17 protein-coding genes are annotated in these 17,638 nt (G+C 64.9%); 5 read left to right on the forward strand and 12 right to left on the reverse strand.

What is annotated here, in order from left to right; genetic code table 11:
• Window positions 1–451: 451 nt before the first annotated feature.
• The 3 genes from ggt to ACL58G_RS27640 form a co-directional block, all read right to left on the reverse strand.
• Window positions 452–2,260: a gamma-glutamyltransferase gene (gene ggt, locus ACL58G_RS27630; RefSeq protein ID WP_440963811.1), complete on the reverse strand. Its 1,809-nt coding sequence runs from the start codon at window positions 2,258–2,260 to the stop codon at window positions 452–454.
• Between the two features lie 52 nt (window positions 2,261–2,312).
• Window positions 2,313–3,089 carry a 3-hydroxyacyl-CoA dehydrogenase gene (locus ACL58G_RS27635; RefSeq protein WP_413387356.1) on the reverse strand — a complete coding sequence of 259 codons (777 nt, stop codon included), beginning with the start codon at window positions 3,087–3,089 and terminating at the stop codon, window positions 2,313–2,315.
• A gap of 105 nt (window positions 3,090–3,194) precedes the next feature.
• Window positions 3,195–3,797, reverse strand: a complete 603-nt coding sequence (locus tag ACL58G_RS27640; protein ID WP_440963812.1) for a hypothetical protein — start codon at window positions 3,795–3,797, stop codon at window positions 3,195–3,197.
• Window positions 3,798–3,955: 158 nt separating this feature from the next.
• Here ACL58G_RS27640 and ACL58G_RS27645 point away from each other — a divergent pair, with 158 nt between their 5' ends.
• Window positions 3,956–5,254: an acetyl-CoA hydrolase/transferase family protein gene (locus tag ACL58G_RS27645; RefSeq protein ID WP_440963813.1), complete on the forward strand. Its 1,299-nt coding sequence runs from the start codon at window positions 3,956–3,958 to the stop codon at window positions 5,252–5,254.
• A gap of 50 nt (window positions 5,255–5,304) precedes the next feature.
• On the opposite strand, the gene ACL58G_RS27650 is transcribed toward ACL58G_RS27645, so the two are convergent.
• Window positions 5,305–5,502, reverse strand: a complete 198-nt coding sequence (locus ACL58G_RS27650; RefSeq protein ID WP_413338446.1) for a hypothetical protein — start codon at window positions 5,500–5,502, stop codon at window positions 5,305–5,307.
• 198 nt (window positions 5,503–5,700) lie between these two features.
• Between ACL58G_RS27650 and ACL58G_RS27655 the strand changes: the two genes are divergently transcribed.
• Entirely contained in the window at window positions 5,701–6,225 is a 525-nt protein-coding gene (locus ACL58G_RS27655; RefSeq protein WP_440963814.1) for a DsbA family protein, read from the forward strand.
• Here the strand turns inward: ACL58G_RS27655 and ACL58G_RS27660 are convergent.
• From ACL58G_RS27660 to ACL58G_RS27690, 7 genes are all read right to left on the reverse strand, one after another.
• The gene (locus ACL58G_RS27660; protein ID WP_440963815.1) at window positions 6,162–8,348 is read right to left on the reverse strand and encodes a sodium-translocating pyrophosphatase; all 2,187 of its coding nucleotides are present in this window, start codon (window positions 8,346–8,348) and stop codon (window positions 6,162–6,164) included. The genes ACL58G_RS27655 and ACL58G_RS27660 overlap by 64 nt on opposite strands.
• A gap of 222 nt (window positions 8,349–8,570) precedes the next feature.
• Window positions 8,571–9,227 (reverse strand): adenylate kinase, encoded by a 657-nt coding sequence (adk, locus tag ACL58G_RS27665; RefSeq protein WP_371758608.1) that lies wholly within the window; start codon window positions 9,225–9,227, stop codon window positions 8,571–8,573.
• 192 nt (window positions 9,228–9,419) lie between these two features.
• Window positions 9,420–10,172: a 3-deoxy-manno-octulosonate cytidylyltransferase gene (gene kdsB, locus ACL58G_RS27670; RefSeq protein ID WP_413387351.1), complete on the reverse strand. Its 753-nt coding sequence runs from the start codon at window positions 10,170–10,172 to the stop codon at window positions 9,420–9,422.
• 16 nt (window positions 10,173–10,188) lie between these two features.
• The gene (locus ACL58G_RS27675; RefSeq protein ID WP_081984107.1) at window positions 10,189–10,362 is read right to left on the reverse strand and encodes a Trm112 family protein; all 174 of its coding nucleotides are present in this window, start codon (window positions 10,360–10,362) and stop codon (window positions 10,189–10,191) included.
• Entirely contained in the window at window positions 10,343–11,371 is a 1,029-nt protein-coding gene (lpxK, locus tag ACL58G_RS27680; RefSeq protein ID WP_440963816.1) for a tetraacyldisaccharide 4'-kinase, read from the reverse strand. The genes ACL58G_RS27675 and lpxK overlap by 20 nt, the downstream gene beginning before the upstream one ends.
• Before the next feature lie 108 nt (window positions 11,372–11,479).
• On the reverse strand, window positions 11,480–11,932 hold the full coding sequence (locus ACL58G_RS27685; protein ID WP_440968141.1) for an ExbD/TolR family protein: 453 nt from the start codon (window positions 11,930–11,932) through the stop codon (window positions 11,480–11,482).
• Window positions 11,932–12,537, reverse strand: a complete 606-nt coding sequence (locus ACL58G_RS27690) for a MotA/TolQ/ExbB proton channel family protein (RefSeq protein ID WP_056127000.1) — start codon at window positions 12,535–12,537, stop codon at window positions 11,932–11,934. Before ACL58G_RS27690 ends, ACL58G_RS27685 begins: the two co-directional genes overlap by 1 nt.
• A gap of 1,187 nt (window positions 12,538–13,724) precedes the next feature.
• Between ACL58G_RS27690 and xseA the strand changes: the two genes are divergently transcribed.
• From xseA to ACL58G_RS27705, 3 genes are all read left to right on the forward strand, one after another.
• Window positions 13,725–15,086, forward strand: a complete 1,362-nt coding sequence (xseA, locus tag ACL58G_RS27695) for an exodeoxyribonuclease VII large subunit (RefSeq protein ID WP_440963817.1) — start codon at window positions 13,725–13,727, stop codon at window positions 15,084–15,086.
• 224 nt (window positions 15,087–15,310) lie between these two features.
• Complete coding sequence (locus ACL58G_RS27700) at window positions 15,311–15,889, forward strand: superoxide dismutase (protein WP_036237288.1); 579 nt, start codon at window positions 15,311–15,313, stop codon at window positions 15,887–15,889.
• A 175-nt stretch (window positions 15,890–16,064) separates the two neighbouring features.
• Complete coding sequence (locus ACL58G_RS27705; protein WP_413339682.1) at window positions 16,065–16,751, forward strand: response regulator; 687 nt, start codon at window positions 16,065–16,067, stop codon at window positions 16,749–16,751.
• A gap of 110 nt (window positions 16,752–16,861) precedes the next feature.
• Here ACL58G_RS27705 and ACL58G_RS27710 read toward each other — a convergent pair whose 3' ends face one another.
• On the reverse strand, window positions 16,862–17,608 hold the full coding sequence (locus ACL58G_RS27710) for an SDR family oxidoreductase (protein WP_440963818.1): 747 nt from the start codon (window positions 17,606–17,608) through the stop codon (window positions 16,862–16,864).
• Window positions 17,609–17,638: the final 30 nt, after the last annotated feature.

Here is a 17,638-nt window from a genome sequence, read left to right on the forward strand (position 1 = left end):
TAGCACTTCGACAAACACTTCGTTGTTTTGCGGCCTCGACAAACAATCAAAACGTTCCACAACCTGCTAGCGCTCGCTGCTGGCGCTCGCGTGGGCACGGGGTGCCCACCCTACGGCAACGCAATCATCGTAGTTCGCGTGGACACGGGTGCCCACCCCACGGCAAACGCAATCATCGTAGTTCGCGTGGACCCGGGTACCCGCCCCACGGCAAACGCAATCATCGTAGTTCGCGTGGACACGGGTGCCCACCCCACGGCAAACGCAATCATCGTAGTTCGCGTGGACCCGGGTACCCGCCCCACGGCAAACGCAATCATCGTAGTTCGCGTGGACACGGGTGCCCACCCCACGGCAAACGCAATCATCGTAGTTCGCGCGGACACGGGTGCCCACACCCCACGGCAAACGCAACCGTCGTAGGGTGGGCGGCCCCCGCCCACGCGAACGTTCAATCGCCTTTTGCCACACCTTCCCTGCGTGGGTCGGCACCGCCGAACCACAAGGGAACGCCGTGGATCTCCATGCGTGCAATGCCCTGCAGGCCGGACGTCTGCTCGAACACGCGCACGTCATGGCCGCGCGCTTGAAGGGCCTTCACCTCGGACAGCGGGAAGCGCCCGGCCTCCAGCTCGGTCGGGCCGTTGCGGCTGCCGAAGTTCGGCAGCGAGATCGCCTGCTGCATGTCGAGGCCCCAGTCGAGCGTGCCGACGAGGACCTTGGCCACGTAATTGATGATCAGCGGACCGCCCGGCGAACCGACCGCCTCGACGAATCTGCCCGTCTTCTTGTCGAACACGATCGTGGGGCTCATCGCGCTGCGCGGGCGCTTGCCAGGTTCCACGCGGTTGGCGATCGGCCCGTTCGCGTCGCGCGAATCGAACGAGAAATCGGTGAGCTGGTTGTTGAGGATGAAGCCGTCGACCATCTGGCGCGAGCCGAACGCGTCCTCGACGCTCGTCGTCATCGACAGGCCCGCGCCATACGGATCGACGGCGACGATGTGCGACGTCGAATGCGCCTCGATCGAATTGTCCAGGCCCCAGTGCCACGCCGTCTCCACGCCCGGCGGATGGCCGGCTTGCGCCTTGCCCATCGACCGCTGCTTGACGAGGCTCGCGCGCTGCGACAGATAGGCCTTGTCGAGCAGCGCGGGGATGCCGCGGCCCGGCAGCGGGACGAAATCCGTGTCGGCGGCGTAGCGGTCGCGATCCGCATACGCGAGGCGGCCCACTTCCGAGAACACGTGCACGGCGTCCGCGCCCGGGATGCCGTTCGCGGGCGCCAGCGCCTTCATGTCGCGCGTCTCGAACATGCCGAGCATCTGCGCGACGGCGATCCCGCCCGACGACGGCGGCGGCATGCCGCACACCGTGTACGCGCGGTAGTCGTTGCAGACCGGCTCGCGCAGCTTGGGCTGATACGCGGCGATGTCGGCCGCGGTCAGCAGGCCGGGATTAGTCGGGTGGCTCTTGACCTTCGCCTCGATGTCGCGCGCGATACGGCCCGTATAAAACACCTCGGCGCCGCCGGCGGCCAGTTCGCGCAGGGTGCGCGCCAGCTCGGGATTCTTCAGCACGTGGCCGACGGGCCAGGGCTTGCCGTCCGGCGCGTAGAAGTAGGCGCGCGCGGTCGGGTCCTTGCGCAGATAGCGGTCCTCGGCCAGCAGGCTGTTCAGGCGCGGGCTCACCGCGAAGCCTTGCTCGGACAGGCGGATCGCAGGCTGGAACAGCGTCTTCCACGCCAGCTTGCCGTGCTGGCGATGGGCCAGCGCCAGCATGCGCAGCACGCCCGGCGCGCCCGTCGAACGGCCGCCCACGATGCCTTCGGCCCGCGACATCGGCGTGCCGTCCGCATGCTGGAACAGATGCTCGTCCGCCTTCGACGGCGCCGTCTCGCGGCCGTCGAACGCCTGCATCTTCTTGCCGTCGTAATACATCAGGAACGCGCCGCCGCCGATGCCGGACGATTGCGGCTCGACGAGCGTGAGCACCAGCTGCGTCGCGATGGCAGCGTCGATCGCCGTGCCGCCCTGTTTCAGCATCTCGTAGCCCGCTTCGACGGCCAGCGGATTCGCCGCCGCCACCATGTACTTGCGGGCGGTCCAGCCGGCCTTCTCGGTATAGCCGCTGGCGGCCTCGGGGGACCGCTGCAGCGCCGAAGCATCCTGGGCGAATGCAGCGACGGGGTTCAGGGCGGCGCTCAACACACCGCCCAGAAGGAGAGCTATTAACTTCGGGGCGAGCAACTTCTTGGTCATACGATTTCTCCGGGAATACCAGAGGGCATCGTACCCGAAATCGCTCAAGGGCTCACTTCGGCTGCATGCGGATGGCGCCGTCCAGGCGGATCGTCTCGCCGTTCAGCATGACGTTCTCGATGATGGTCTTCGCCAGATGGGCGTACTCGCGCGGCATGCCGAGGCGCGGCGGGAACGGCACCATCTTGCCCAGCGAATCGCGCACTTCCTGCGGCATGCCCATCAGCATCGGCGTCTCGAAGATGCCCGGTGCGATCGTCATCACGCGGATGCCGCTGCGCGACAGGTCGCGCGCCATCGGCAAGGTCATGCCGGCCACACCCGCCTTCGATGCGCCGTATGCCGCCTGGCCGATCTGGCCGTCGAACGCGGCGACGGACGCCGTGTTGACGATCACGCCGCGCTCGCCGTGTTCCAGCCCCTCTTCCTTGCCCATCGCATCGGCCGCCAGGCGGCACATGTTGAAGGTGCCGACGAGGTTGATGTTGATGGCGCGCTGGAACGCGTCCAGCGGATGCGGGCCGTCCTTGCCGACCGTCTTGATGGCCGGTGCGACGCCGGCGCAGTTGACGAGGCCGCGCAGGCTGCCCAGTTCGAGCGCCGCCGCCACGACGGCCTGGCCGTCCGCTTCCGACGTCACGTCGCATGCCACGAAACGTGCAGAACCGGGAAACCGAGCACCGAGCTCGGCGGCCAGCGCCGCGCCGGCTTCCTGTTGCACGTCGGCCAGCACGACCTTGCCGCCCGCCTCGACGATGGTGCGCGCGGTGGCCGCGCCCAGGCCCGAGGCGCCGCCCGTCACGATGAACACGTTATTCTGGATTTGCATCTGTCTCCCTTTCGATATGTTCCGCGTTAATTTCCGCTTATTTTTCGCTTATTTCCGTTTACGTAAACGTCAACCAGCGGATTCTAGCGGGGTTGGGCAAACACGTCAAAAACATGTGACGGTGGTCCCGTTCCGCGCACAAGCGCGGCCCGTGCTGCTGACGCCGGCATTGCCGCCCGCGTTGAAGGTATTGCCGGCCCCATCCGTGCAAACGATGCCTTGGCAGCCGCGGATGACGCTGGTGCTGGGCACGGTGGGCTGCGGCGCCGTCGCGGGAGGAGGAATCGGTACGGCGGCCGTCGCGGGCGGTGTCGCGCCGGACCGCAGCGGCCGCGGCGCCATCGCGCCTTCTCCCTGCCAGGCCGGATGGCGGCGCGCGGCGCGGCGGCGCAATTCCTCGATCTGCTTGTCGGTGAGTTGCTTGTCTTGCGGCTGGGCCTGGCGGGCCAGCGTATCCGCTTCGTCGTGCACCTCGGCCGGGTCCTTGCGGACGGCGTCGGCGCCCTGCTGCGCGCGCGGATTCAGCACGGGGCCATAGCTCAGCGGCGCCGGCGGCGGCGTGCGCGCCGGCCTGGCCGTGCTCGCTTCATCGGCCACGGCGGCGTCGCGGTTGGCCTGCTCCGTACGCTGGACCTGGTTCTGCGCGTGCGCCATGCACGACCACGCCAGCAGCATGCATGCAGTCAGTACATATCGTTTCGGTTCCATGATGGGTCGCTCCTCGCGTTCCATTATCGGCCGCACGGCGCCTTGCCGGCGCGCTGCTGTGCGTCGGATGGGTGTCAGGTGAGCGTCAGTTTCCTGCGCCACGCTGTCAAGCTGCCACGATGCATGTTTTTCAAACAAAAACGACACAGGAGACGACCATGCAGACCCTGCAGGAGATGTATCGCGCCAAACGCGGCAGCGCCTTCGATGCCCTCAACCACGTCCGTGACGGCGACATGATCGTCGTCCCGACCGGTGTCGGCGAACCGCCCACCCTGCTGCACGCGCTGTCGCAGGAATGCAGGGGCTTCCACGACGTCCAGGTGGCGCAGATCCTCGCGATGCGCAAATACGGCTACTTCGCGCCCGAATGCCGGCCGCACGTGCGCCACGCCGCGCTGTTCTTCGGCGGCGCGTCGCGCGCGGGCGGCCAGGGCGGCTGGTGCGACTTCATCCCGAATTATTTTTCCGAGATCCCGATGCTGATCGAACGGGGCCTGATGCCGTCCGACGTCGTGTTCGCGATGGCATCGCCGATGAGCGCCTCCGGCCACTTCGCCCTTAGTCTCGGCACGGATTACACGATAGCGGCCGTCGCCAAGGCGCGCGCCGTCGTGCTGGAAGTGAATCCGCACGTCCCGTTCACGCACGGCCAGTGCCACGTGCACATCTCGCAGGTGACGGCGCTGGTCGAAAGCGAAGACCCGATCATGGAAGTGGGCCTGCCCCACATCGGTCCCGTGCAGGAAGCGATCGGCCGTCTCGTGGCCGAGCACATCGAAGACGGTTCCACCCTGCAGATCGGCTACGGCGGCATTCCGGACGCCGTCGTCATGCAGTTGACGGACAAGCGCGACCTCGGCATCCACACGGAGATGATCGGCGACGGCATTTTACGGCTCGTGGAAGCGGGCGCGGTCAACAACCGCCGCAAGACCCTGTTGCCGGGCAAGATGGTAGCGACGTTCGCGCTCGGCTCGCGCCGCCTGTACGAATTCATGCACCACAATCCGATGCTGGAGATGCATCCGTCGAACTTCACGAACGATCCGTATGTCGCGGGGCAGAACGACAAGCTCGTGTCGATCAACGCCAGCCTGCAGGTCGACCTGCTCGGCCAGTGCGGCAGCGAAAGCATCGGGCACCTGCCCTATTCCGGCACGGGCGGCCAGGTCGATTTCGTGCGCGCCGCGAACCGTTCGCGCGGCGGCAAGTCGTTCATCGTGCTGCCGTCCACGGCGAAGGACGGCACGGTCTCGCGCATCGTGCCGACCCTGTCGCCCGGCACGCACGCCACCACCAGCAAGAACGACGTCAACTATGTCGTCACGGAATGGGGCGTGGCGCAATTGCGCGGCAAGTCGGCGAAGCAGCGCGCGCAGGCGCTGATCGGGATCGCCCATCCGGACTTCCGGCCGTGGCTGCGCGAGGAAGCGGACCGCATGTGCGTGTTCTGAAATGAAAAACGGGACCGCGCGGGTCCCGTTCGTGTGACCGGCGTTACCGGTCAGTTGGGCAGTTCGCCGATGGCGCCGCGGGCCTGCCCGGCGCCGAGCGCGCCGGCCATGCCGTAGACCAGCAGCGCGCGCTGCAGTTCGGCGCGTTCGGCAACGTCGGCCTGCTGCATGCTGTCCTGGCGCGGTGCGTCGGTGGGTTCAAGGCCGAGGGCGTCGGTTACGCCCTTTCCTCGCAGATTGGTCGTCATGGTTTTCTCCATTTGGTTAGTAAGCTGGCGCGGCTTGTTCAATAAACAAAACCGCTGATGACGCTACTGTACCGCAACGGAGGCTAACTCGTCGCCATCTGTTTTGTTTTTACACCTATCTTCTTGCCGGGTGAAAATTTACTACACAATCCCCCATGCCGTGGCATCATGTCGCCTCGACGCGACCAGGAGACATGTATGAAACGAGTTGACGAGATCGGCAACGACGAACACGTGCGCGGCCCGGCGGATGCGGCGCTGACGGTGATCGAATACGCGGACTTCCAGTGCCCGTACAGCGCGCGCGCCCACGTCGCGCTGCGCGAGCTGGACGAGCGGTTCGGCGGCATCCGCCTGGTCTACCGCCACCTGCCGCTGGCGCACCTGCACCCGCTCGCCGAACTGGCGGCGGAAGCGGCCGAGGCCGCCAGCAGCCAGGACCGGTTCTGGGACATGCACGACGCGCTGTACGAACAGCAGCGCCAAGTGTTCGACAAGCAGGATCTCGCCGTGCTGGCGGAAAGCCTCGATCTCGACATCGAGCGCTTCCGCACCGAGGTCCTGGAGCGCCGCCACCGCGCACGCGTGCAAGCGGATGCCGAACGCGCCCACCACGACGGCGCGACCGGCACCCCGACCTTGTTCATCAACGGCGTACGCTACCGCGGCGATTCGGACCGCGCATCGCTGGAAAGTGCGCTCAGCGAAGCACTCGGGCGCTGAACCGCTGCTTTCGAGGCTGCCCCTGCGGGTGCCTGCACGGTCGCGGCGGGTTTGCCGTACAGCGCCTGCGGTTCCGACACGGCCAGCCAGCCGCCGGCCGGCAACAGCGGCACGAGCAGCAGTGCCACGATGTTGATGATCTTGATGAGCGGATTCACGGCCGGCCCGGCCGTGTCCTTATACGGATCGCCCACCGTGTCGCCCGTGACGGCCGCCTTGTGCGCATCGGAGCCCTTGCCGCCGTAGTGGTTGTCCTCGATATATTTCTTGGCGTTGTCCCAGGCACCGCCGCCCGTCGTCATCGAGATCGCGACAAAGAGTCCGGTCACGATCGTCCCCATCAGCATGCCGCCCAGCGCCGTGGGCCCCAGCAGCATGCCGACGAGGATCGGCACGATCACGGGCAGCAGGGACGGCAGCACCATTTCGCGGATCGCGGACGCCGTCAGCATGTCGACGGCCTTGTCGTATTCCGGCTTGCCTGCGCCCGTCATGATGCCGACGATGTCGCGGAACTGGCGCCGCACCTCGATCACGACGGCACCCGCCGCCCGCCCCACCGCTTCCATCGCCAGCGCGCCGAACAGATAGGGCACGAGGCCGCCGATGAACAGGCCCACGATCACCATCGGATTCGACAGCTCGAACGCGATATGTGTGCCGTGCGCCTCCAGCGCATGCGTGTAGTCGGCGAACAGCACGAGGGCCGCCAGCCCCGCGGAGCCGATGGCGTACCCCTTGGTGACGGCCTTCGTCGTGTTGCCCACGGCGTCCAGCGGGTCGGTCACGGCGCGCACCTGGTCCGGCATGCCGCTCATCTCGGCGATGCCGCCGGCGTTGTCGGTGATCGGGCCGTAGGCATCCAGCGCGACGATGATGCCGGCCATCGACAGCATGGCGGTGGCCGCGATCGCGATGCCGTACAGGCCGCCCAGCTGGAACGCGACGAGGATGGCGATGCACACGACCAGCACGGGATACGCGGTGGACTTCATCGACACGCCCAGCCCCGCGATGATGTTGGTGCCGTGGCCCGTCGTCGACGCTTCCGCGATGTGCCGCACGGGGGCGAACTCCGTGGCCGTGTAGTACTCGGTGATGTAGACCATCAGGCCCGTGAGCGCGATGCCGACCGTGGCGCAGCCCAGCATGCGCCAGCGCATCGCATCGTCCGGCCACACGAGCCACGTGACGGCGGCGAACCCGATCAGCGACAGCGCGGCCGACCACCACAGCCCCGTGTACAGCGCGTACATGATCTTGTGGCCCGGATGGTTCTTCACGAGCGAGCAGCCGACGATGGACGCGAGGATGGAGATCCCGCCCAGCAGCAGCGGATACACGGTGCCGGTGCCGCCCATCCCGGGGATCACCAGCGCACCGAGCAGCATCGTGGCGACCAGCGTGACGACGTACGTTTCGAACAGGTCGGCCGCCATGCCGGCGCAATCGCCGACGTTGTCGCCCACGTTGTCGGCGATGACGGCGGGATTGCGCGGATCGTCCTCGGGAATGCCGGCCTCGACCTTGCCGACGAGGTCGGCGCCGACGTCCGCGCCCTTCGTGAAAATGCCGCCGCCCAGGCGTGCGAAAATCGAAATGAGCGACGCGCCGAATGCGAGGCCCACGAGCGGCTGGATGACCTCATGCTGCGTGAGGGCAGCGTCGGCGCGCAGCATCAGGATCCAATAGAACAGCGCCACACCCAGCAGGCCCAGCCCGACCACGAGCATGCCCGTGATCGCACCGCCGCGGAAGGCGACGTTCAGCGCCTGGTCGAGCCCGGTCGCCGCCGCCTGCGCCGTGCGCACGTTGGCGCGGACGGACACGTTCATGCCAATGAAGCCGCAGGCCCCGGACAGCACCGCGCCGGCCAGGAAGCCGCCCGCGGTGGCCGCGCCGAGCAGGAAGTAGATGGCGATCAGCAGGACGACGCCCACGATGCCGATGGTGCGGTACTGGCGCGCCAGGTAGGCCGACGCCCCCTGCTGGATGGCCAGCGAGATTTCCTGCATGCGGCCGTTGCCGGGATCCTGGTGCAGGACCCAACTGCGCGACCACAAGCCGTAGAATACCGCGATGACGCCGCACGCGACGGCGAAGATGAGCTGCGCGGATGCCATGTCGTCCCCCTCGTTCTTCGATCAAACCACCACAGAGTCGAAAGGCCGCGTGCGCTTAGTTGAGCTACGTTGAGCTACGTTGAGCTTCGCGAGCTGATCTGCGGTACGGCCAACCTTGCTGCATTCGCCGCACAAGCGTGCGACAAAACTTTGATCTAAAAACCTGGACGGATGGCATTAGTCATCCGGAGCCAAAAAGAGCGGCTTGCGCCGCCCTGGCGCTCAGCCTGCGAGTGCCGCGAATGCGGCGTCGCGCACCTGTTCGACCGGGCCGACGCCCGAGATCTTGCGGTACTTCGGCGCGCCCGGCAGGCCCGATTCGGCCCACTTGTTGTAATAGCCGAGCAGGACTTCGGTCTGGTTGTGGTACACGGCCAGGCGTTTCTTGACCGTTTCTTCCGTGTCGTCGTCGCGCTGGACCAGCGGTTCGCCCGTCACGTCGTCCTTGCCTTCGACCTTCGGCGGGTTGAACTTCACGTGGTAGACGCGGCCCGATGCCGGGTGGCTGCGGCGACCGCTCATGCGTTCGACGATCAGTTCGTCGGGCACGTCGATTTCCAGCACGTAGTCGATCTTCACACCGCTGTCCTTCATGGCGTCGGCCTGCGCGATCGTGCGCGGGAAGCCGTCGAACAGGTAGCCGTTGGCGCAGTCGGATTCCTTCAGGCGCTCCTTCACCAGGCCGATGATGATGTCGTCCGACACCAGCTGGCCCGCATCCATCACTTTTTTCGCAGCCAGACCCAACTCGGTGCCGGCCTTGATGGCCGCACGCAGCATGTCGCCGGTAGAGATTTGGGGGATGTTGTATTTTTCTTTGATGAAGTTCGCCTGGGTGCCTTTACCGGCGCCGGGGGCTCCTAACAAAATGAGACGCATGAAGGGATTCCTAAAGGTATTTAATAATTCTTGTAGATGCGGTTAGTTTGGGAACAGATAACCGCATTGATGCATGTCTGACTAGCTGATACGAAACTTACCACAAAAGCAGCATCAAACGCCACTGACGGCGGCCGATCTCTCAGCCGTTTGACCTGGCGCAAGCAGCCTGAAGAGTAGTTTCTACGCGGATCAAGACGTGTAGAAAAGTCGCACGCGCTCCAGGTCGGCCGGCGTGTCGACGCCCGCATGGGGCGCCTCGGCCGTCACGTGCACGGCGATCGGCACGCCGTGCCACAGCACGCGCAATTGTTCCAGGGCTTCGATGGATTCGAGCGGCGACGGTTCCAGCTGTGGGTAGCGTTGCAGGAACGCATTGCTGTACGCATACAGGCCGATGTGGCGCAGGGGTACGTAGCCAGCAGGCAGTTGCTCGCGGGTGGCGGCAAAGCCGTCGCGATGCCAGGGGATCGTGGCGCGCGAGAAGTACAGCGCGCGCCCGAGCTTGTCCAGCACGACCTTCACCACGTTCGGGTTGAAGGCGTCGGCGATGTCGGAGAGCGGATGGGCGCAGGTGGCCATCGGCACGCTTGCTTCGATGCGCGCGGCGCAGGCGGCCAGCAGCGCGGGGTCGATCAGCGGTTCGTCGCCCTGCAGGTTGACGACGACGGCATCCGGCGCGAGGCCGAGCAGGTGCGCCACTTCCGCGATGCGGTCCGTGCCGGACGGGTGATCCGAACGCGTCATGCAGGCTTCCACGCCATGCGCGGCGCAGGCGGCGGCGATGTCGGCGTGGTCGGTGGCGACGATGATGCGGGACGCGCCCGACTGCTGTGCGCGTTCGGCCACGCGCACGACCATCGGCTTGCCGCCCAGGTCCGCGAGCGGCTTGTTCGGCAGCCGCGTCGACGCCAGGCGTGCCGGGATGATGACAACGAAACTCACGGGAATAGCCAATGCGTCAAAGCGCGGGCTCGACCTTGCGCGCCTCTTCGGCCCACATGATCGGAATGCCGTCGCGGATCGGATACGCGAGGCGGTCCGGGCGGCAGATCAGTTCCTGCGCTTTCTTGTCATATTCGAGCGGTCCCTTGCACAGCGGGCAGACCAGGATATCAAGCAGTCGGGCGTCCACGACATTTCTCCACGATTTGGGCAGCCAGCGCGGCATCGATCTGCGCGCCGACCGGCACGACCCACACGCGCGGGTCGTTGTTGATTGTTTCAAGTTGCCGACATTTTACTGCATCCTTCTCCGTCACCAGGATGACGTCGGCGTCGATGGCGCGGAACGGGTCGTCGAGGAAGTCGTGATGGTCGGGCAGCGGCAGCTCGGCGACGTCCAGGCCGGCGGCGCGCAGCAGCGCGAAAAAGCGCCCCGGATTGCCGATGCCGGCCGCCGCCAGCACACGTTTCCCGCGCAGCGCAGCCAGCGGCACGCGCTCACCGGCGTTCATCAGGCGCTCGGCGTGGTCGCCCGCGAGGCGCATCTGCCAGGGATCGCCGCCCACCGCGGCGGCCAGCGCCGGCGTGATCTCAGGCGCGTTGACGACCGTGACATCGCGCCGGCGCGACGGCGGTTCGCGCAGCGGGCCGGCCGGCAGGGTCCAGCCGTTGCCGGTGCCGCGGCCGTCGAACAGGATGATTTCCACGTCGCGCGCGAGCGCATAGTGTTGCAGGCCGTCGTCGGTGATCAGCACGTCCACGTCGGGGTGCAGGTCCAGCAGACGGCGCCCCGCTTCCACGCGCTTGCGGCCGACGACGACCGGGCAGCCGGCACGCGCCGCGATCAGCAGGGGCTCGTCGCCGACATCCTGCGCACGCGACGCCGCCAGCACTTCACGGGGTGCCTCTTCGGCTCCGCCGTGGCCGCGCGAGATCACGCCGGGCCGCATACCGGCCGCGCGCAGTTGCTGCGCCAGCCAGATCGTCAGCGGGGTCTTGCCCGTGCCGCCGATGAAGATATTGCCGACGACGATGACGGGCACGCGCAGGCGTCCGGCCTTCAGCACGCCGATGCGGTACAGGGCGACGCGCAACGCAACCAGCACGCGCAGCAGCAGCGCGAGCGGCAACAGGGCGATGGCGAGCGGCCCGCGCCGGAGCCAGGCGCGGGTGAGTGTCGATTCGAGGGAAGATGCCATATGATGATCCGTCGTCCCCGCGAAGGCGGGGACCCAAGTTCTGCATGCGCTGTCGATACGCCGGCAAAATTAGGCCCGCGCCTGCGCGGGGGCGACGCTGCTTTCTGCTTACTTCTGCCCGCCCGTCTGCGCCGCAAACGTCAGCTTGTCGTACCCCGCCATGCGCGCCGCTTCCAGCACGTTGATGACCATCTGGTGCATCGCGAACTGGTCGGCGTTGACGATGATGACGGGATCCTTCACGGGCGCCGCCAGCGGCTGGCCGTTCGGACCGGTGCTGGCCGCACGTTTCAGGTCGTCGGCGAGGCTCGCCACGCCGTGGAACGCGACCGGCACGTTGTTCACCGTGTAGTTGCCCTTGGCGTCGACCGTGACGTTGATCTCGAACGGCTTCTCGATCGCCTTCTCGGCATCGGCCGTCGGCAGCGTGATCTGCAGTTCGGTGAACTTGCTGTACGTGGTCGTCACCATCAGGAAGATCAGCACGACCAGCAGCACGTCGATGAACGGGATCAGGTTGATTTCCGGATCCTCGCGTTTGCGGCCGCGGCGGAATTCGATCATTTGCGGGCACCGTGGACGACGTCGACGAATTTCACGGCCTGCAGTTCCATGTCGATGATGAAGCTGTCGACCAGCGCGCGGAAGTGGCGGTAGAACACGAGGGCCGGCATCGCGATCGCCAGGCCGAACCCCGTGTTGTACAGCGCCACCGAAATACCGTGCGCCAGCTGGGCGGGATTCGTGCCGCTCGCGTTCTGCGCGCCGAAGATCTCGATCATGCCGACCACGGTGCCGAACAGGCCCATCAGCGGTGCCAGCGACGCGATCGTGCCGAGTGTCGTCAGGAAGCGTTCCAGCACGTGGGCCACGCCCCTGCCCGCTTCCTCGATCGATTCCTTCATCACGTCGCGCGGCGCGTCGACATTGCGCAGCGCGGCGGCCAGCACCGTGCCGAGCGGGGAATTCGTTTGTAGCTTGTCGACGATATCCGGAGTGACCTTGCCGCTGCGATAGACCTGGATGACTTCATCGAGCAGCTGGCGCGGCAGGATCTTTTCGCGGCGCAGGTAGATCAGGCGCTCGATGATCAGGGCCAGGGCAATGATCGAGGCGATCAGCAACAGCCAGATGGGCCAGCCGGCGGCTTGAAGAATGGCGAGCAAGGGAACTCCTGGATAAGTAAAAAACAATGAAACAAGTTAGTTGCGCAATGTAACGTGTTGCCCGGATTGCGGCAAGTAGAGTTCTGCACACTTTCTGTGGATAAAAGTGTGCGCAAGACCGTCCAGTGACGCTAAGTGGCTTGATTCTTAAGGGATATTTTTCCGTGCGTAAAAACTTGGCAGGGTCGGAGCGCGTTTCCCGGAAGGAACTTGGCAGACCTGGGAGGAGTCTGTACGCATGTAGTTGCCCACAATTTCTGTGGATAAATTTGTGAGGAATCAGCTTTCCCAACGGTAAGTATTTGATTTTACTCAGAGAAATTCCCGAGTCCAAAAAATAGGCACGGTTGTGCTTGACTACAGGTCTAGCTCTACCCTGCCGTTCTGCACATTTTTTGTGGACAAAATTGTGCGCAAGCGCACAGACCGAACCTTAAGCCTTTGATTCTTAAACGAAAAGAACTTTCGCCCGCTTTTTAAGCAGGTGCTTGTCCACATGCCACGACCGCCAACCGCAGGATTTTTCACACAAACTGTGGAAAAAGATGTGAGCAAGCGCATCGATCGGTTATTAACTATTTGATTTTTCTCATCATTCTTAGCCAAGCCCAATTTTTAGGCATCTTCGACTTGTGCACAGCAAACCGCTTCGACGGCCGGCTATTCCCTGCGCGCAGCCACCAGGTTATCGTCGCGTCCAGGCGCAACCGGTCTTCTTCACACATTTTGTGGAAAAGATTGTGAGCAAGATCCTTGATCGCAAACAAAGTCCTTGAATTTAAACAGTATTTTTGCCGTGCAGATTTTTTAAGCAGTGGAAAACCGGTCCCGCGACGCGCCGCGAAGGGCGGCTGTTCACATAAACTGTGGAAAACGGTGTGAGCAAGGCCTCGGACAGCGCCCTAAGTGTTTGATTGCTTTGGAAAAATGTATCCAAGCTGAATATTTAAGCACCGCCGACTTGTCCACTTTCACACATAAACTGTGGATAAGATTGTGGCCAAGTATCCCAAGATGCACCCAAGCCATTGATCCGTAAGGTAATTTGGTTGCTGCATCGAAATCAGGCAGCATCGTTTTACTATAAAAATCAGGTGTTTACAAAAACTACCTGTTGTTTTACAGCAGATGTGTCTTACACTTCGCGCAGCCATGTTTTTGTGGACAGTTCAAACGAGCCCAACCCTATGTTCCCCACCGAAGACGCCGATCCCGCCTACGCCGCCCCGCCCGTACTGACCGTCACGGCCCTCAACCAGCAGGTGGCACGCCTGCTGGAGCGCACCTTTCCCCTCGTCTGGATCGGCGGCGAGATCTCGAATTTCACGCGCGCGGCCAGCGGCCACTGGTATTTCACCTTGAAGGACGACGCGGCCCAGGTGCGCGCCGTCATGTTCCGCGGCCGTGCCCAGTACGCGGGCTTCACCCCGCGCGAAGGCGACAAGGTCGAGGTGCGCGCCCTCGTCACGCTGTACGGCGCGCGCGGCGATTACCAGATCAACGTGGAGGCGATCCGCCGCGCGGGCGTGGGCGCGCTGTACGAAGCATTCATGCGTCTGAAGGAAAAGCTGGGGGCCGAGGGCCTGTTCGACGAAGGCCGCAAGCGTCCGCTGCCGCTGTTCGCGCGCACGGTGGGCATCGTCACGAGCCCGCAGGCGGCCGCGCTGCGCGACGTGCTGACGGCCCTCAGGCGGCGCGTGCCGCACGTGCGCATCGTGCTGTATCCGGCGCCCGTGCAGGGCCAGCTGGCGGCGCAGAAGATCGCGGAAGCCATCGCGGTCGCGTCGCACCGGCGCGAAGTGGACGTGCTGATCGTGTGCCGCGGCGGCGGCTCGATCGAAGACCTGTGGAGCTTCAACGAGGAAGCGGTCGCGCGCGCGATCGCGGCGTGCAGCATGCCCGTGATCTCGGGCGTGGGCCACGAGACGGATTTCACCATCGCCGACTTCGCCGCCGACCTGCGCGCCGCCACGCCGACGGCCGCCGCCGAGCTCGCCGCCACCGCGCGCGCGGACTGGGTCGCATCGCTGCAGGCGGACGCGGGCGACCTACGCCGCGCGATGGACCGCGTCCTGTCCGACGCCAGCCAGGGCCTCGACAACCTGTCGCGCCGCCTGTTGAGCCCATCGAGCCAGATCCAGCACCAGCGCCTGAAACTTCTCGGCATGGCCAGCAGTCTCACGCATGCCGTCCGCGCGCCGGTGAACCGTCACGGCGTGCTGCTGGCGCAGCTGCAGCAGCGCTGGGCCCGCCATCGCCCCGACTGGAGCGGCCTGCGCACGCGGCTGGAATCCGACCGGCGCCATCTCGTGGCCAGCGTCGGCAACCAGTTGCGCGCGCGGCGCGAGGCATTGAACGCCCTGGCGGCGCAACTGGAACTGCTGAACCCGCAGCGGACGCTGGAGCGCGGCTATGCGATCGTCAGCAACGCGAAAGGTAAAGTCCTACATGCGCCGGGCCAGATCAAGCCGCGCGACGTGTTGCATATCCGCCTGGCGGAAGGCAGTGCCGAGGTCAGTGTCGCCGGCGTACAGGCCTTACTCGAATGACAATCTGGTGTATTCGCAAAGTCATATCTGCAACGTTTAGCTAACCGGTTTAGAATAAGCGCCCGAATTGCAGCAAAACCGAGACCTCGAGAAACCGTAGTGAGCGGCAGCAGTGTTGGCCGAGAAGCGCAGCTGTACGTGATGTACAGCAAGCATCGCAGGCCAACAATGCAACGCGCAGCAGGTTTATCGAGCTCTCCCGTCAACTTACCAAGGAACAAGACATGGAACATACCCTGCCCCCACTGCCGTACGCTAAGGACGCCCTGCAGCCGCACATCTCGGCCGAGACGCTGGAATACCACTACGGCAAGCACCATCAGGCTTACGTCACGAACCTGAACAACCTGATCAAGGGCACCGAGTTCGAAAACCTGTCGCTGGAAGAGATCATCAAGAAATCCCAAGGCGGCGTGTTCAACAACTCGGCCCAGGTGTGGAACCACACCTTCTTCTGGAACTGCATGACCCCGAACGGCGGCGGCGCCCCGACCGGCCCGGTCGCCGATGCGATCAACGCCAAGTGGGGTTCGTTCGACAAGTTCAAGGAAGAATTCCAGAAGTCGGCCGTCGGCAACTTCGGTTCGGGCTGGACCTGGCTGGTCAAGAAAACCGACGGCACCGTCGACATCGTCAACACCTCGAACGCCGGCACCCCGCTGACCACCGAGAACGTGGCCCTGCTGACCTGCGACGTCTGGGAACACGCCTATTACATCGACTACCGCAATGCCCGTCCGAAGTTCGTCGAGGCATGGTGGAACGTCGTCAACTGGGACTTCGTGAACAAGAACTTCGCGTAATGTCCTGCTTGGCGGAGCCTGCTCCGCCATGCGCGCAAGGATCCGCTGCGGCGGATCTTTTTTTGCCTGTCGCCGACAGCTTTGTCGCGAAACTGTACGTTTTTGTCATGACGACCCACCAAACATGCTCCAACCTTGCCCACTCTTATAAAATGTCGGGCTCAAGGAGAACATCATGTATCGCGTACTGTTGGTGGAAGACGATCCGCGCCTCGCGGAACTGGTGACGGAATACCTGTCCGGCTATGAATTCTCGGTCGACCTCGTCACGCGGGGCGACGCCGCGCTGGAACATTTCAAGACGGCCGCGCCGGACATCGTCGTGCTCGACCTCATGCTCCCCGGCATGGATGGCATGGTCGTGTGCCGCCAGATCCGGGACGTATCGGACGTGCCGATCCTGATCCTCACGGCGCGCGAAGATACCTATGATGAAGTCTCGGGCCTGGAACAGGGTGCGGACGACTTCGTCAACAAGCCTGTGCAGCCGCGCGTGCTGCTGGCGCGCCTGCGCGCCTTGCTGCGCCGTACGCAGACGAAGACGACGACGGATTCCCGCGTGCTCGAGTTCGGCGCGCTGCGCATCATGACGAGCGACCGCAGCGTCACGTGGCGCGGCCAGCCGTGCGTGCTCAGCAACACCGAATACAAGCTGCTGCTCGTGCTGGCCGAGGCCGCCGGGCGCGTGCTGTCGCGCGACGAACTGCTCAAGAAGATGCGCGGCATCGAATTCGACGGCCTCGACCGCAGCATCGACAACTGCATCTCCAAGCTGCGCCGCAAGTTCGACGACAACCTGTCCGAGAAAATCAAGACGGTATGGGGCGAAGGTTACCTGTTCTCGCCCTCGGCCTGGAACTGAACGTCGTCCCCGCGGAGGCGGAGACCCACTTTACGCGTTAACGCGACGCATGCAGCACTTGGATTCCCGCCTTCGCGGGAATGACGGTCAATGCAAGCCCAACCGGCGTCTCAGCGGCCGCCCGACACGTCGATGAACGTGCCGGTCGCATACGACGCCTCGTCCGACAGCAGCCACAGCACGGCAGCCGCCACCTCGTCCGCCGTGCCGCCCCGCGCCATCGGCACGGACGATTGCAGGCGCTGGATGCGCCCCGGCTCGCCGCCGCTGGCATGCATGTCCGTGTCGATCAGCCCCGGCCGCACGCCGTTCACGCGGATGCCCTCCTGCGCCACTTCCTTGGCCAACCCGATCGTCAGCGCATCCACGGCCGCCTTCGACGCGGCGTAATCGACGTACTCGTTGGCCGATCCGAGCACGGCCGCGCGCGACGACAGATTCACGATCGCCCCGCCGTTGCCGCCGTGCTTCGTGGACATGCGCCGCACGGCTTCGCGCGCGCACAGGAAGCTGCCCGTGACGTTGGTGGCGAGGATGCGGTTGATGCGGGCGGCGTCCATGTGTTCGACCCGCGACTGGCGCGCGAGGATGCCGGCATTGTTGACGAGGGCGTCGAGCCGGCCGCAGCGCGCATCGATGGCGGCGAACAGGCGCGCCACGTCGCCTTCGTCTGCCACGTCGGCCGCTACCGCGAACGCGTGGCCGCCGGCCGCTTCGATGGCCTGCACGACAGCGTTTGCCGCCGCGTCGTTGTCCCGGTAATTCACGCAGACCGTATAGCCGCGCCGTGCGGCCAGCAGCGCGCAGGCGGCGCCGATGCCGCGGCTGGCGCCCGTGATCAGGATTGTCTTGTCCATGCTCGTCCTCGTGGTATGCAACCGGACGAG

Source organism: Massilia sp. GER05 (assembly GCF_052056005.1).
GTDB lineage: Bacteria > Pseudomonadota > Gammaproteobacteria > Burkholderiales > Burkholderiaceae_D > Telluria > Telluria orientalis.

What these genes read in the sequence shown, in the direction of transcription:
- ACL58G_RS27650 (WP_413338446.1), bottom strand. Translation starts at nt 5,502, where the DNA reads ATGACGACCAATCTGCGAGGAAAGGGCGTAACCGACGCCCTCGGCCTT.
- ACL58G_RS27705 (WP_413339682.1), top strand. Translation starts at nt 16,065, where the DNA reads ATGTATCGCGTACTGTTGGTGGAAGACGATCCGCGCCTCGCGGAACTG.
- ACL58G_RS27640 (WP_440963812.1), bottom strand. Translation starts at nt 3,797, where the DNA reads ATGGAACCGAAACGATATGTACTGACTGCATGCATGCTGCTGGCGTGG.
- ACL58G_RS27660 (WP_440963815.1), bottom strand. Translation starts at nt 8,348, where the DNA reads ATGGCATCCGCGCAGCTCATCTTCGCCGTCGCGTGCGGCGTCATCGCG.
- ACL58G_RS27645 (WP_440963813.1), top strand. Translation starts at nt 3,956, where the DNA reads ATGCAGACCCTGCAGGAGATGTATCGCGCCAAACGCGGCAGCGCCTTC.
- ACL58G_RS27710 (WP_440963818.1), bottom strand. Translation starts at nt 17,608, where the DNA reads ATGGACAAGACAATCCTGATCACGGGCGCCAGCCGCGGCATCGGCGCC.
- xseA (WP_440963817.1), top strand. Translation starts at nt 13,725, where the DNA reads ATGTTCCCCACCGAAGACGCCGATCCCGCCTACGCCGCCCCGCCCGTA.
- lpxK (WP_440963816.1), bottom strand. Translation starts at nt 11,371, where the DNA reads ATGGCATCTTCCCTCGAATCGACACTCACCCGCGCCTGGCTCCGGCGC.
- ggt (WP_440963811.1), bottom strand. Translation starts at nt 2,260, where the DNA reads ATGACCAAGAAGTTGCTCGCCCCGAAGTTAATAGCTCTCCTTCTGGGC.
- ACL58G_RS27635 (WP_413387356.1), bottom strand. Translation starts at nt 3,089, where the DNA reads ATGCAAATCCAGAATAACGTGTTCATCGTGACGGGCGGCGCCTCGGGC.
- ACL58G_RS27700 (WP_036237288.1), top strand. Translation starts at nt 15,311, where the DNA reads ATGGAACATACCCTGCCCCCACTGCCGTACGCTAAGGACGCCCTGCAG.
- adk (WP_371758608.1), bottom strand. Translation starts at nt 9,227, where the DNA reads ATGCGTCTCATTTTGTTAGGAGCCCCCGGCGCCGGTAAAGGCACCCAG.
- ACL58G_RS27655 (WP_440963814.1), top strand. Translation starts at nt 5,701, where the DNA reads ATGAAACGAGTTGACGAGATCGGCAACGACGAACACGTGCGCGGCCCG.